The following is a 12835-nucleotide window of genomic DNA, read 5'->3' on the forward strand; positions in this document are numbered from 1 at the left end:
GAATCGAACAAACGTCATTGTGTCACAACGCAGCCCCGCGGCACACCTGGTGCATGGGAGACAGGTCAATCTGCACCATTTTGGTGCAAAGGGGACAGCTCCGACAGCTAGGGACGTTCCTTTTCTGCCGGCAGTTAGGGACAGTCCCCAAATGCCGGCCCTAGAAGTGGCGGCGGATGGCGTCGACCATGCCCTGGGACGAAGTCTGGCCGAGCACGTCGGCTGCGGCGTCAGCATCCATAAAGATATTCATAAGCGCTTGCAGAGCCTCGACCTGGCCGCCCGGCTCGGCAATACCCAGATTGATGATGATCTGCGCCGGCACGGGGGCACCCATGCCCGCCATAGCATTGAACGTCACGGGCGCGGAGGGCTTCATCACCGCGATATAGGGCTTAGCCACAAACCCCGGATCGGTATGCGGAATGGCAATATTGGCCGCCGGCATGGCGAGGCCCGTGGGATAGATGTCCTCGCGCGTACGGACGGCATCGAGCCAACCGGACGCAATGTAGCCGCGCGGAGCAAGCTCGCCCTCGAGTCGCGCAAACACCTCATCCGGCGTCGCGCACTCCCAATCAAAAAACACCAGCTCAGGCGCGAATAGCATCTCGGCGTTATCCGCCATACCGTCCTCCAAAGCTGCATGAGGTTCACAATGCCCCATATGATAGCGAAACCAGACAGGCAAGGTTAGCCGAGGATCCCAATCATCTCGAGTGCGCGGGCAGGCGTCAAGCACACCTCGGGCATCGCCTCCAGCATGCGCCGGTCGCTCGTGACCACGTAGTCAACATCTGCCGTCTCGCCCGAAGCGATGATGAGGTTGTCTTCAAGATCCGGCATGCGTTTGCCAAGCATGCGCGCCATCTCGCACTCTGCCAACGAAAGCGGAGAGGCGGGTGCCACCTGCATCATGTGCTCAATGCAGGCCCATGACGCCGAGGTAAACGACACGTTAATCCCATTCGCATTCCGCCGGGCTAGTCGCCGGGGCAAAATATAGAACACATCCTTTGCCGTCGTTGGGGCATACAGAAGGTCAATCATTCCTGCCTCGGCCAGTTCAACCAATCTCTTCGCTTCGTCGAACGCCCCCTCTTGCAGGTAATAATCGAGCCAAACGTTCGTATCCACCAAGAGATGCTTTGCCTCAATCATCGGCAATTCGCCTCAATGTCGGCAATCATCGCGTCATACATATCATCTCGTACGGCATCCCAGTCTTCCGCAGATGATCCAACTGGCGCAAAATCCGAAGCATTTAGCCCCAGCGATGAAAAAGCTAGGCCACACCCCTGCTCAGCCAGGCTCTCCGCGCGGGGCGCCTCGCGCTTATCCGTCACCATAAATCCCGGCAACGCTTGATGCTCGACAAGATAGGCCCAAAGCGCACGAACGGCATCGCTCGGCCCCAATCCATTGCGTGTCAGGACCGCATCGCCACCAGCCTTGAGCATAGGATCGATTCGTGTGTTGAGCTGCACCGTTGCTGCACCCATAGCGGCTCCTCTCTACTTGCTAGCAGTATAGCAAACATAAAAGGCCGCGCAAAAGGGCCCCGCCCACACACGGACGAGGCCCTATCGGATTTCTTGGAATGGGAATGGTGCCCGTCACGTTATCCAGAGCCCAAAATCAAAGAGATATTAAGCTGATTGGGGCACATGTGATTCCATATGCCCCAATCAGCTTTTTGATAGTTTACGTCGCAATGAGGACCAAGCGAATCCTTTTACGCACGATGGCGCGCCGGGTCAATCGCCACCTTGCCGCTCTCCAACACGTGGACGCGGCCGTCAGCGAGCATCTGCACGACTTCGGGATACAGCACGTGCTCGATCGCGTGAATGTGCTCCTCGAGTGTGTCGACATCCCAGCCTTCCTCAACAGCCAGCGCGCGCTGGGCGATGATGGGACCGTTGTCGTAGATCTCGTTGGCAAAATGCACGGTCACACCGGTCACCTTGACGCCGCGCGTAAAGGCATCGTCGATCGCATGCGCACCGGTAAAGCTCGGCAGCAGCGCCGGATGCAGATTGACAACGCGGTTGGGGAACGCCGCCAGCAGCGGCGTATGCACCATTCGCATGTAGCCAGCCATGACCACATACTCGCAGCCGCGCTCGAGAAGCTCGTGCGCAATAATCTCGTCGGCGACGATAGGGTCGGCGTAGACATCCTTGGAGAGCGTCAGCGTCTGGATACCCGCACGCTCTGCACGCTGCAGGCCCTTGGCCGAAGGACGGCTCGACACCACGAGCTCGATCGAAGCATTGAGCTTGCCGGCGGCGATCAGGTCGATCAACGCCTGTAGGTTGGTGCCCGAACCGCTGATGAGCACGCCGATCTTGAGCGGCTCGGTGGTATCGGTGCCGGTCGGACGGGTGTAGGGCACAAAGTCCAAGCCCTCGGCGGCAGCCATCTGCTCGTTAGCGCTCATCGGAGTACACGACCTTACCGGAGCCCTCGACGCATTCGCCCACGCGGAACGGCTTCTCGCCCAGCGCGACCAGGGCATCGGTTACCGCGGCCTCATCTTCGGGAGCGACAATCAGGCACAGGCCGACGCCCATGTTGAAGGTCTTGCACGCCTCGTTGGGCGTAAGCTCGGCCTGGTGCGAAACATAGGTGATGACGGGCGGAATGTCCCAGCCCATCTCGGCACCATTGCGGGTGACCACGGCGTCGACGTCCTCGGCCAGCGCACGGTTAAGGTTCTCGGTGATGCCGCCGCCGGTGATATGGGCGATGGCGTGCACCGGAGCGCCGCCGCGGAGCAGCTCAAGAATCGGCTTGACGTAGATGCGCGTGGGGGCCAGCAGAGCGTCTGCCAGTGATGCGCCGCCGAGCTCCTCGAGCGGACGGCTCAGCTCCTCGGCCTTAGCGGCGGCCTCGGGCGTACCAGGCTTGATGCCGTCAACACCGATGACCTTACGCACGAGCGAGTAGCCGTTGGAGTGCACGCCGGTGGAGGGAAGGCCCAGAATCACGTCGCCGGGGCGGACGTTGGCGGGGTCGAGCATCTTGGGACGGTCGACGACACCCACGGTAAAGCCGGCGAGGTCGTAGTCGGCGGGAGCCATGACGCCCGGGTGCTCGGCCATCTCGCCGCCCACGAGCGCGCAGCCCGCGAGCTTGCAGCCATCGGCCACGCCCTTGATGATCTTTGCCATGTGCTCGGCCTCGATGTGGCCGATGGCAACATAGTCCAAAAAGAACAGCGGCTCGGCGCCCGAAGCCAAAATGTCGTTGACGCACATGGCGACCAGGTCCTGGCCCACCGTCTCGTGGCGGTCCATGATCTGGGCGAGGACGAGCTTGGTGCCCACGCCGTCGGTACCGCTGATCAGGATCGGGTCTTCCATATCCTTAAGCGCGGCGGCCGAGAACAGGCCGCCAAAGCCACCGATGCCGCCGATAACCTCGGGACGGTTGGTATCCTTAACCATTTGCTTAATAGCGTCGACGGCGCGGCCGCCCTCGGCGGTATCGACGCCGGCATCCTCATACGTCACATGCTTGCTGTCGCTCATCTGAGCCTTCCTCTCCCACTACCGTTTGACACACAGACGCCAAACAGTGCTCATAGTTGCCCTCAAGTTGGCGCACACGGTAACAACACGCGCCGCCAAATCAACAAAACAGCAGGTAAAACCTACCAAAATGAACCTGTCCCTAAATGGCAGGTTTTAGGCCTCGCCGTGCTTCTCTTCCCAGCTGCGGTCATCGTATTTCTCGACCACGGCGTCGTCGCCAAAGTGCAGCGGCTTATCCAGGTTGCGGGGCTTAAAGCCCTCCATAAACTTGTCGCGGCCAAAACTCTCGGGAATCGCCACGGGATAACGGCCGGTAAAGCACGCATCGCAGTAGCCGCCCTTGGGCATGACCTTCAGCAGGCCCTCGACCGAAAGGAAGGCCAGCGAATCGGCGCCAATGTACTCGCAGATCTCATCGACCGTCTTGTTAGCGCTGATGAGCTGCGACTGCACGTCGGTATCGATGCCGTAGAAGCACGGCCAGATGACCTCGGGCGAGTTGATGCGGATGTGAATCTCCTTGGCGCCGGCGTTGCGCAGCATCTTGACGAGCTGCACCATGGTGGTGCCGCGAACGATGGAGTCGTCGATGACGACCAGGCGCTTGCCCTCGATATTGTCGCGCAGTGGATTGAGCTTCATGCGCACGCCCATGGCACGCAGCTCCTGCGTGGGCTCGATAAACGTACGGCCCACATAGCGATTCTTGATGAGGCCCTCGCCAAAGGGAATGCCGCTCTCGCGCGAATAACCCTCCGCAGGCGGCAGACCGGAGTCGGGCACGCCGATGACCAGGTCGGCATCGACGGGCTCCTCGTGTGCCAGCTGACGACCCATGTCGTAACGGCAGGCGTAGACGCTCTTGCCATTCATGATGGAGTCGGGGCGGGCAAAGTAGACCTGCTCAAAGATGCAGTTAGCGGGCTCTTTGGCAGCGGGCACACCCTGCTCGGATACCAGGCCCTCGGCACTGATGCGCAAGATCTCGCCGGGACGGACATCACGGACATACTCGGCGCCCACGATATCGAGTGCACATGTCTCGGAGGCAACGACCCAGCCGCCAGCGCGCGTGACATGAGCGGCAGCGTCGACCCTCGCGGCGTCGTCTTGCGACGGTAGCTGCGAAACGGATGCGGCGTCGGCCTGGTCCAGGCCCTCGTCCACGAGCTTGCCCAGCACCAGCGGACGAATGCCATGCGGGTCGCGGAAAGCGTAGAGTGCCTGCTCGTTGATGAGCGTCATGGCGTAGCCGCCGCGCACGAGCTCCATGGTCTTGCGAATGCCCTCGCGCAGGTGGCCCGTACACTGGGTAAAGTAGCCAATGAGCTTGGTCGCGACCTCGGAATCCGAATTGGAGAGGAACGGCACGCCGAGCTCGATCAGCTGGCGGCGCAGCTCGTCAGTGTTAACCAGGGTGCCGTTGTGCGCAAGCGCGATGATGACGCTGTTGATGGTGGAAAGATGCGGCTGCGAGGCTTCCCAGCTCTTGGCGCCGGCGGTGCCATAGCGCACGTGGCCCACAGCCAACTGGCCGGAGAGCGTCGACAGGTCGGCGTTGGAGAACACGCGATCGAGCAGTCCCAGGTCTTTGCGAACCATAACCGTGCCGCCATCGCCCACGGCGATTCCCGCCGATTCCTGGCCGCGATGCTGCAGCGCACGCAGACCAAAGTACGTCAGTCGAGCCACGTCGCGATCGGGTGCCCACACACCAAAGATGCCGCATTCCTCATGCAGCTGGTCGGAGTCCGGATCATACGTCGACATGGTCGTCAGCCGTCCCGTAGCACGCTCGGCCGCGCGGATGGTTTCTTGAGACATGGCATCCCCTCAGAGCCTCGTTATTTGGCGTTACCTGCCCTATTATACGCACGGCAAGACAAGCACTCCCGCGCATGAACAGCGGTTTTTAAAAGCCCACCGAGCTTATAATCCGTTTTGCGGCCAAACATTTTATCGGGCAACCCGCCCTCGGGGCCAACGGTCCCGTATGTTTCCGTCGCGACGCGTCTCGCCCACCGTTAGGGCTTACATTGCTGCAATTGGGCCATTCGTCCTGTCTTTTAGCAGGTCGGCGGCGTATCCTTGTAACCTACAACAAAACGAGAAAGGTTCCGTATGGATCGAAACGAACTCGACCCCAGCGTCCCCAGCGCCACGGAGGTCAAGAAGATTCCCCTCATCATTAAGGTGTACGCCGTCCTGTGCATCCTGTCCGGCGTAGGCACGCTCCCTTCGGTCGGCGCCTTTATGTGGCGGGTCATCACCGCGCTCATCAACGGCAACGCCGCCGCCAAGCTCGGCGACAACACGCTCGTCGCGGTCGGCCTTATCGTCGCCGGCATCATGCTCTCGGCGGCGAGCGCGGTCATCTTGATCATCTTTGGCCTGGACCTCATCAAGAACCAGCGCCGCAACGCCGCGCGCCTGTCCTATATCCTTATCGCACTTACCGTCGTTGAGCTTTTGGTCGACGTGATGCTCCAGGGTATCGGGCCGTTCTTGCTGCGCCCCGCCATCCAGCTCGGCATCCTCGTCGCGCTTTCGGCCACTGTTGACCCAACACTTCGTCAGGAGCGCGAACTGCAGCGCCGCTTGCAGGAGATGCTCGATCGCGACGCCGCCGCCGAGGGTATGCTCGGCCGCGATGAGACCGGCGAGGGCTACATCAAGCTCAACTACTTCAACCTGTTCTGGGTATTCTTTGTCTGCTGCGTGCTCGGTCTGATCCTGGAGGACATCTGGCACATGACGGTCGACGATCCAGGCGTCTACCAGAACCGCGCCGGCATGCTATTTGGCCCCTTCAGCCCCATCTACGGATTTGGCGCCGTACTCATGACCATGGTGCTCAACCGCTTCTACAAAAAGAACCCCATCATTATCTTTTTGGTGAGCGCCCTGCTTGGCGCAAGCTTTGAGGTCTTTGTGGGCTGGTTTATGCAGACCTCGTTCGGTGTGGTCTCGTGGAACTACTCGCACATGAAGCTCTTTGGCATGCCCGATCCGCTCGCCGTGCTTACGGGCGGTCGCACCTGCACGGGCTTCGCCTGCCTGTGGGGTCTGGGCGGACTCATCTGGATCAAGCTGCTGCTGCCCAGATTGCTCAAGCTCATTAACATGATTCCCTGGAAGAATCGCTACTCAGCCACCGTCATCTTTACCATCATCATGCTGGTCGACGGCGTCATGACGCTGCAATCGCTCGACTACTGGTACCAGCGTGTCAACGGCACGGCCAGCGATATTCCCGTTGCGCAGTTCTACGGAAAGTACTTCGATAACGAGTATATGGAAAATCGCTTCCAGAGCATGACCATGAGCCCCAAGGACGCCACACGCGTGTAGCGAGCGCCGGCACAAAACAGCCCCAACACACCAAAGCCCGCTGGCAGATTTACCTGAACTGCCAGCGGGCTTTTGCTATAGACGTACACGGGTTGCCGGCTAGGCGTTACGCTTCGCGCTCGACCTCGCTCACGCACTCGTTCTTGATAGTGCCGACGAGCGCCTGCAGGGCATCGACCACATGCGGGCGAATGTCTCCGCCAATGAGCACGAGCATGATATCGTCGCCCACGGCAAGCTCGCCGCTCGCCAGCCATACGCGCACATAGCCGATACCCGGCATCGTGCGCGTTGACTCGATAGCGGCCTGCACCTTTTCGGCATCGAAGCCAAACACCATGCCGCCCACCTTGTGGCCCGGCGCCACGCCATCGGTCTCGACACCGCGCGCCTCGGACTTGGGTGTCGCACGCACCACGCCATTGTGCGTCAGGTACATGCCACACGCCGGCGCCGAAGCGTCGGCCTTGGCTTCGCGCAGCCACACATCGACCGAAGGCATCAATTTGCCACTTTCAAGCATCGCTTCCCCTTTTTCCGTCGTCGAGTAGCTAATTTGGGACGGGGCTCTTTTAGCTACCCCAGTCACCTAACCCAGCAAAATCATTCTGCATACCCGGGGTAGCTAAAAGAGCCCCGTCCCAAATTAGCTACTCTCGAACCGCTTATTCCTCGACCGGCGTGAGTACCATGACGGCGCGCGTATTGCTAAATGACAGTGAGCGGCAGGTCACAAGTGTTACGACCTTAGTTGCCGAAGCGGCACGATCGGTGGCATCGCTCGCCACGGCAGAGGCACCGTCAAGCATCTCGGACAGATAATTCGTCAGCCCGTCGTCGCCCTCAAAGTTGGTCGCGCGCGCCTTGGAGTACGTATCCTCAACCACCTTGGTCGCCAGCGGTCTCAGCTTATACGTGTCATCGCGCGTGATGTAGTACACGTACTCGATGCTGTCGAACGTCGCCTGGTCGGTGGTGTCCGAGATCACATTAAACATCGATCCGTCGTTCATATGGTGGCCGTAGATTGTCGTCTGCTGGTCCACCATGCCCGGCGCGACATCTTCGAAGTCCAAGAAAATCGCACCCGATGCATTGGACGTACCGTCAAACAGCGTGTTGAGGTATTTAGAGTTGTCCTTGGCCTGCACCACGGGATAGTTGATGTTGGTATCCGGCACATAAATCCATCCCACGATCTCGGGATTTGCCTTAGCAAGAGCGTCAAAATCGACAATCGGCACGCCGCTCGCATCCTTATCGCTCACGTACTGCTTCTCGATCTTTTGGTACGAATCGCTCGCCTGCTTGTAGCCAATCTGTGCATTGATAAAGATGGCGGCAGCGGCAACGATCAGACCGATGCCCACGATGATGAGCAGAATGGGGATGATGGAGCGGCGCTTCTTACGCGGCGGCTCGGTGTAGCTGGACGGAGCGCCGCTCGGTTGCCTCGTCGACCGGGCCTGCTTCTTTGCCGTGCCATATGACGAGGGGCGAAACGCAGCCGGCGTATCCTGACGGCGATGGGACGTCGGCGTTACGGGGCGCGGCGCACGAGCCTGTTGAGGAGAGGATGCCCGACCCTGCTGCATGGAGCGGGCCGATCCCGACTTGGATGGATCGGGGATCTGAGAAGCCGAGAAACGTTTTCCCTGATAGTCGGACATGACTCTCCCTATGATTACAACGGAACGGCAAGCCGCTTAAGCGTCAGCCATCTCCTGCTTCATCTTCTCGATAATTGCGCGATACTCGGGATCGCAAGCACCCAGAATCTGCGTGGCGTAGATGGCGGCGTTCTTGGCGCCGTTGATGGCAACGCATGCCACAGGCACGCCCGAAGGCATCTGCACCATCGACAGGAGCGAATCCATGCCGCCCAGATCACTCGTCTTCATAGGCACGCCGATAACCGGCAGCGGCGTAAAGGCAGCCACGACACCGCCCAGATGCGCGGCCTTGCCGGCTGCGGCGATAATCACCTTGATGCCACGGCCGGCGGCAGTCGAAGCCCACTCGTGGACCTTCGCCGGCGTACGATGCGCGCTGGCAATCACGAGCTCATAGGGCACACCGAGCGCCTCGAGCTCGGCGGTGCAGCCTTCCATAACGCCCAGATCGGACTTGGAACCCATGATGATCCCGACAACCGGCTTTTGATCTGCCATAAACAAAGACCTCCTGTTGAGAGCGGTGACGCGGCCAATCCGCGACCCTTAACTACTGAGAGTAGTATAGCTGCTCCCGTCCCTGCGGTCTGTTGGTGCTCTGCGGCGGCCCGGTGTTTTCATCTGAACGACTTTGCGTAGCAACCGGAGCGAAGATGAAAACACCGGGCCGCCGCAGAGCAGCTTCGACCTACCGGGGATTGCCATGACGTACGTTGGCTGATTTGGGTTGGAATGAAAGGGTTGCGGAGGGTTGTGGACAGTTAGTTCAGATACGTATTTTTTGGCCGTGCTTCTTAGCGCTAATAGAGTGGTTTGAAGTCACTTTGAGCCCCATGACAACCTTTCTCCCCCTTATATGAGCGTCTCCACCGGTTCAGAAAGTCAAATTCAGCCCAATCGGGCTCAGGTCGGCCTTTACACACCCTCTGAAAAATACGTATCTGAACTAACTGTCCAGCGACATTCTCGATCAACAGCAAAAGGCCTCCTGGCGAATGAAAATTCGCCAGGAGGCCCCTTACAAAACGTGGGCTCCTTCGTTCGAATGAACGAAGGAGCCCATACTCTTTTTTTAGGACAGGAGGCCGCGAGTCGGGCCCCCAGCCGCCAATCAATCGCACTCGCCAAGCGAGCGGCGCAGCGTGCGCACAGCGCCAAGCAAATTGGCATCGTTGCCGTTCTGTGCTGGCTTGATGCAGGGCCTCGGTATGATGGGAAGAACGTGAGCCTGATCCATCATGCGCTCAAATGCCTCAAACAGCTCGGGACGGGCGCTGATTCCGCCGCCGACCACGATGACCTCAGGGTCGATGACCGACTGCAACCCCATCAGCATGTTGTCGAAGACCAACGCGTATGCATCCAGACCGCGACGAGCGTCCTCATCCCCCTCTTCAATCCAGGAGAAAATCCGATATCCGTCGATATCATCGGTCGGATCAATCCCCTTCGCCGCACACACCTGGTCTCGGAGCGCCCGCCAGCTGGTGACATCACCGTACACCGACCCAAAGGTCACGGGCTTGCGCACATCGTTGCTCACAAAGCACACGGTGCCGGCGAGATTGTGCGCGCCTCGCAAGATGTGACCGTCAACAACGATGGCACCGCCGAGACCCGTACCGATCACCACCATCAACCCCAGGGAGACCCCCTTCAGCGCGCCGACGGCATATTCTCCCAGTGCCGCGCACATCGCATCGTTCTCGATGGTTACGGGAAGCCCCGTGCTCTCGCGCAAGATGCGACCGAGCGGATATCCGTCCAAACAGTGAAGGGCGCCGCCTCCCCCAACCACGCCATCGGAATCGCCTTCGGAAAAGACTCCGGGCATACTTATTCCCACACCCCTCACCCGGGCGCGATGGGGCTCGATCACCGAGCGGAACGTTTCGATAACCTGGTCGGCGGGCGAGGTGCATGTTGGGATACTTCCGTGCTCCTCAATGTGGTAGTCGGCGTTCACCACCGCCCATTTCACCTGAGTGCCGCCCGCATCTATACCGAAATAGCAGTCCATAATCTTATCCCCTGTCCCATAGGGTTAGTCTAGGTCCTCGCCGTTGCTCTCGATGACCTTCTTGTACCAATAGAAGCTGTCCTTGCGGCTGCGCGCGAGCGTGCCCTTGCCCTCGTCGTCGCGGTCGACGTAGACGAAGCCGTAGCGCTTGCGCATCTCGCCCGTGCCGGCGCTGACCAGGTCGATGCAGCCCCACATGGTGTAGCCCATGAGGTCCACGCCGTCGAGTTCCACGGCATCCTCCATGCTCTGGATGTTCTTGCGCAGGTAGTCGATGCGGTAGCCGTCATGGATGGAGCCGTCGGCCTTCACCTCGTCGCTCCAGCCGATACCGTTCTCCACGATCCAAAGCGGCTTGTGATAGCGGTCGTAGAGCTCGTTCAAGGCGATGCGCAGGCAGTACGGATCGGTCGCCCAGCCCCAGGCGTTGGTCTCGAGGTAGGGGTTTTTCACCATGCCGAAAGCGAGATTGCCGGACGCGACCTCGAGCTCCTTCTGGCGCAACGATACCGTCGAGCCTCCGTAGCACGAGAACGACAGGAAATCTGCCGGATAGGTTGCGAGAAGCTCGAGGTCGTTCTCGCCCATTTCCAGCTTGATGCCCGCGCGCTCCATCTCCCTCAAGCGATAGGCGGGATAGTGGCCGCCCACCTGCACGTCGGCATACCACAGCGCGTCACGCTCGCGTTCCATGGCGAGCAGATGATCGGCGGGGTCGGCGGAATAGGAGTAGATGGGGTTGTACGCGAGCATCTGACCCACCATGATCTTAGGGGAGATTTGGTGCGCCGACCGAACCGTAAGGGCAGACGCCACGAACTGGTTGTGCGCCGCCTGGGCCTTCGCATGGGGGCTCCCATCCGTAAGCCCGCCCGCCATGAAGCTCCCCATGCTCATCATGTTGATCTCGTTGAAGGTGAGCCAGTACTTCACCTTGCCCTGATAGTGCTTCATGACGCAGGTGGCGTAGCGCACGAACAGGTCGATGAGCTCGCGGCTCTTCCAACCGCCGTACTTGTTCACGAGCGCGAGCGGGGTCTCGTAGTGCGAGAGCGTCACGAGCGGTTCGATGCCGTACTTAGCGCACTCGTCAAACACGGCGTCGTAGAACGCTAGACCCTCGGTGTTGGGCTCAGCCTCCTCGCCCGTGGGGAAGATGCGCGCCCAGTTCATGGACAGGCGGAAGCACTTGAAGCCCATCTCGCCCATGAGGGCGATGTCCTCGGCGTAGTGGTGGTAGAAGTCGGTGGCCGTGTGGCTGGGATAGTAGTAGCCATCAACCACCGCCACCTCCAGCCCTTCAGGAAGTCCCTTCTCGCAAACCGCATACACGGGAAGCGCGCCGGTTTCCCCTGTCGCGGTATTACGCCACGTTATCTGCCGTGACACCGTATGGCTACCGCTGGTCATGGCGTCCGAGGTGTTCGGTCCTTTGCCGCCCTCTTCCCAGCCGCCCTCATACTGGTTGGCGGCGGTGGCGCCACCCCACAGGAAACCTTCCGGAAATGCCATTGGGTACCTCCTCGATCGTGAAAACATCTTCATGAAACGGGAAGACGGGCTGCATGGCAGTCCCGGCTTCCCGTCAGATAATCAGTTAGGCGCTTGCACCCATGCGTTGATAGACCGTGATGAAGCGCTCGGCAAGGATACGGAAGCCCTCAGCGCTCATGAGCTGATCCTCCGCATGCAGCAAGATGATGCGAAACGGCAGCTCCTCGCCGCTGGCCTCTTGCTGAAGCAGTTTCATGTGAGCGTCGTGGCCTGCGTTGAACACCACGTTGCCCTCGTCGATAAGTTTCCGGGCGGCCTCAAAATCACCATTCTCGGCACAGGTTATCGCTTCGAGGTAGCAGCTGCGCGCGCTCCCCACCTGAGCGACGATAGAGAAGCACGTCATTTCAAACTGATCGATCGCTTCTTGTTTGATCTCTGACATGGCTATGCCCCCAGCAACTTTCGAGCCTGTTTGAGCACGGCCTCGCCGTTCATTGTCCCATACGCTGTCATATCAATCGGCTCCACCGGACAGTTCACTTGATTCTTCACCTTGTTGAGTTCAAAGCGAACCTGCGGTCCCAGCAGGATAACGTCGCTATCCGCATATTCCGCCGCTTGGTTGACAGGGTGCGCCTCGATGGTGCACACGAAACCGTCTTTTTCAGCCGCCTGTTGCATGCGCTGTACCAGCATGCTCGTCGAAGCGCCCGCGGCGCACATAAGTACGATATGTTTCATCCTACGCTCCCAAC

At 59.9% G+C, this 12835-nt stretch carries 14 protein-coding genes; 1 reads left to right on the forward strand and 13 read right to left on the reverse strand.

Translation table 11 applies throughout. From position 1 onward, the window contains the following. Nucleotides 1-160: 160 nt before the first annotated feature. The 6 genes from ACTQXI_RS04585 to ACTQXI_RS04610 form a co-directional block, all read right to left on the reverse strand. The gene (locus tag ACTQXI_RS04585; protein ID WP_427793748.1) at nt 161-628 is read right to left on the reverse strand and encodes a PTS sugar transporter subunit IIA; all 468 of its coding nucleotides are present in this window, start codon (nt 626-628) and stop codon (nt 161-163) included. Between the two features lie 65 nt (nt 629-693). Beyond that, nucleotides 694-1161 (reverse strand): PIN domain-containing protein, encoded by a 468-nt coding sequence (locus ACTQXI_RS04590; RefSeq protein ID WP_441048751.1) that lies wholly within the window; start codon nt 1159-1161, stop codon nt 694-696. Further along, entirely contained in the window at nt 1158-1502 is a 345-nt protein-coding gene (locus ACTQXI_RS04595; protein WP_441048752.1) for a type II toxin-antitoxin system RelB/DinJ family antitoxin, read from the reverse strand. Before ACTQXI_RS04595 ends, ACTQXI_RS04590 begins: the two co-directional genes overlap by 4 nt. A 233-nt stretch (nt 1503-1735) precedes the next feature. Further along, a complete protein-coding gene (gene purN, locus ACTQXI_RS04600; protein WP_441048753.1) occupies nt 1736-2443 on the reverse strand; it encodes a phosphoribosylglycinamide formyltransferase in 708 nt (235 codons plus the stop codon). Next, complete coding sequence (gene purM / locus ACTQXI_RS04605; protein ID WP_441048754.1) at nt 2433-3536, reverse strand: phosphoribosylformylglycinamidine cyclo-ligase; 1104 nt, start codon at nt 3534-3536, stop codon at nt 2433-2435. The genes purN and purM overlap by 11 nt, the downstream gene beginning before the upstream one ends. A 156-nt stretch (nt 3537-3692) precedes the next feature. Next, nucleotides 3693-5363, reverse strand: a complete 1671-nt coding sequence (locus tag ACTQXI_RS04610; RefSeq protein WP_441048755.1) for an amidophosphoribosyltransferase — start codon at nt 5361-5363, stop codon at nt 3693-3695. A 297-nt stretch (nt 5364-5660) separates the two neighbouring features. Between ACTQXI_RS04610 and ACTQXI_RS04615 the strand changes: the two genes are divergently transcribed. Then, nucleotides 5661-6890 (forward strand): putative ABC transporter permease, encoded by a 1230-nt coding sequence (locus ACTQXI_RS04615; protein WP_441048756.1) that lies wholly within the window; start codon nt 5661-5663, stop codon nt 6888-6890. Between the two features lie 106 nt (nt 6891-6996). On the opposite strand, the gene ACTQXI_RS04620 is transcribed toward ACTQXI_RS04615, so the two are convergent. From ACTQXI_RS04620 to ACTQXI_RS04650, 7 genes are all read right to left on the reverse strand, one after another. Continuing rightward, nucleotides 6997-7392, reverse strand: coding sequence for a molybdenum cofactor biosynthesis protein MoaE (locus ACTQXI_RS04620; RefSeq protein ID WP_441548388.1), 396 nt, complete (start codon nt 7390-7392; stop codon nt 6997-6999). 163 nt (nt 7393-7555) lie between these two features. Further along, nucleotides 7556-8560 (reverse strand): class B sortase, encoded by a 1005-nt coding sequence (locus ACTQXI_RS04625; protein ID WP_441048758.1) that lies wholly within the window; start codon nt 8558-8560, stop codon nt 7556-7558. 36 nt (nt 8561-8596) lie between these two features. After that, nucleotides 8597-9061 carry a 5-(carboxyamino)imidazole ribonucleotide mutase gene (purE, locus tag ACTQXI_RS04630; RefSeq protein ID WP_441048759.1) on the reverse strand — a complete coding sequence of 155 codons (465 nt, stop codon included), beginning with the start codon at nt 9059-9061 and terminating at the stop codon, nt 8597-8599. Nucleotides 9062-9674: 613 nt separating this feature from the next. Continuing rightward, entirely contained in the window at nt 9675-10583 is a 909-nt protein-coding gene (locus ACTQXI_RS04635; RefSeq protein WP_089572591.1) for an ROK family protein, read from the reverse strand. Nucleotides 10584-10607: 24 nt separating this feature from the next. Continuing rightward, on the reverse strand, nt 10608-12095 hold the full coding sequence (locus tag ACTQXI_RS04640) for a glycoside hydrolase family 1 protein (protein WP_441048760.1): 1488 nt from the start codon (nt 12093-12095) through the stop codon (nt 10608-10610). An 85-nt stretch (nt 12096-12180) separates the two neighbouring features. Continuing rightward, nucleotides 12181-12522 carry a PTS lactose/cellobiose transporter subunit IIA gene (locus ACTQXI_RS04645; RefSeq protein WP_089572593.1) on the reverse strand — a complete coding sequence of 114 codons (342 nt, stop codon included), beginning with the start codon at nt 12520-12522 and terminating at the stop codon, nt 12181-12183. Between the two features lie 2 nt (nt 12523-12524). Continuing rightward, the gene (locus tag ACTQXI_RS04650) at nt 12525-12821 is read right to left on the reverse strand and encodes a PTS sugar transporter subunit IIB (protein ID WP_089572594.1); all 297 of its coding nucleotides are present in this window, start codon (nt 12819-12821) and stop codon (nt 12525-12527) included. Between the last annotated feature and the right edge of the window lie 14 nt (nt 12822-12835).

Origin of the sequence: Collinsella sp. LCP19S3_C9 (assembly GCF_052121575.1) — a bacterium.
GTDB lineage: Bacteria > Actinomycetota > Coriobacteriia > Coriobacteriales > Coriobacteriaceae > Collinsella.

Bases quoted from the DNA above. Each gene is read 5' to 3' on its own strand.
- ACTQXI_RS04585 (WP_427793748.1), bottom strand. From the start codon at position 628: ATGGCGGATAACGCCGAGATGCTATTCGCGCCTGAGCTGGTGTTTTTT.
- ACTQXI_RS04590 (WP_441048751.1), bottom strand. From the start codon at position 1,161: ATGATTGAGGCAAAGCATCTCTTGGTGGATACGAACGTTTGGCTCGAT.
- ACTQXI_RS04595 (WP_441048752.1), bottom strand. From the start codon at position 1,502: ATGGGTGCAGCAACGGTGCAGCTCAACACACGAATCGATCCTATGCTC.
- purN (WP_441048753.1), bottom strand. From the start codon at position 2,443: ATGAGCGCTAACGAGCAGATGGCTGCCGCCGAGGGCTTGGACTTTGTG.
- purM (WP_441048754.1), bottom strand. From the start codon at position 3,536: ATGAGCGACAGCAAGCATGTGACGTATGAGGATGCCGGCGTCGATACC.
- ACTQXI_RS04610 (WP_441048755.1), bottom strand. From the start codon at position 5,363: ATGTCTCAAGAAACCATCCGCGCGGCCGAGCGTGCTACGGGACGGCTG.
- ACTQXI_RS04615 (WP_441048756.1), top strand. From the start codon at position 5,661: ATGGATCGAAACGAACTCGACCCCAGCGTCCCCAGCGCCACGGAGGTC.
- ACTQXI_RS04620 (WP_441548388.1), bottom strand. From the start codon at position 7,392: ATGCCTTCGGTCGATGTGTGGCTGCGCGAAGCCAAGGCCGACGCTTCG.
- ACTQXI_RS04625 (WP_441048758.1), bottom strand. From the start codon at position 8,560: ATGTCCGACTATCAGGGAAAACGTTTCTCGGCTTCTCAGATCCCCGAT.
- purE (WP_441048759.1), bottom strand. From the start codon at position 9,061: ATGGCAGATCAAAAGCCGGTTGTCGGGATCATCATGGGTTCCAAGTCC.
- ACTQXI_RS04635 (WP_089572591.1), bottom strand. From the start codon at position 10,583: ATGGACTGCTATTTCGGTATAGATGCGGGCGGCACTCAGGTGAAATGG.
- ACTQXI_RS04640 (WP_441048760.1), bottom strand. From the start codon at position 12,095: ATGGCATTTCCGGAAGGTTTCCTGTGGGGTGGCGCCACCGCCGCCAAC.
- ACTQXI_RS04645 (WP_089572593.1), bottom strand. From the start codon at position 12,522: ATGTCAGAGATCAAACAAGAAGCGATCGATCAGTTTGAAATGACGTGC.
- ACTQXI_RS04650 (WP_089572594.1), bottom strand. From the start codon at position 12,821: ATGAAACATATCGTACTTATGTGCGCCGCGGGCGCTTCGACGAGCATG.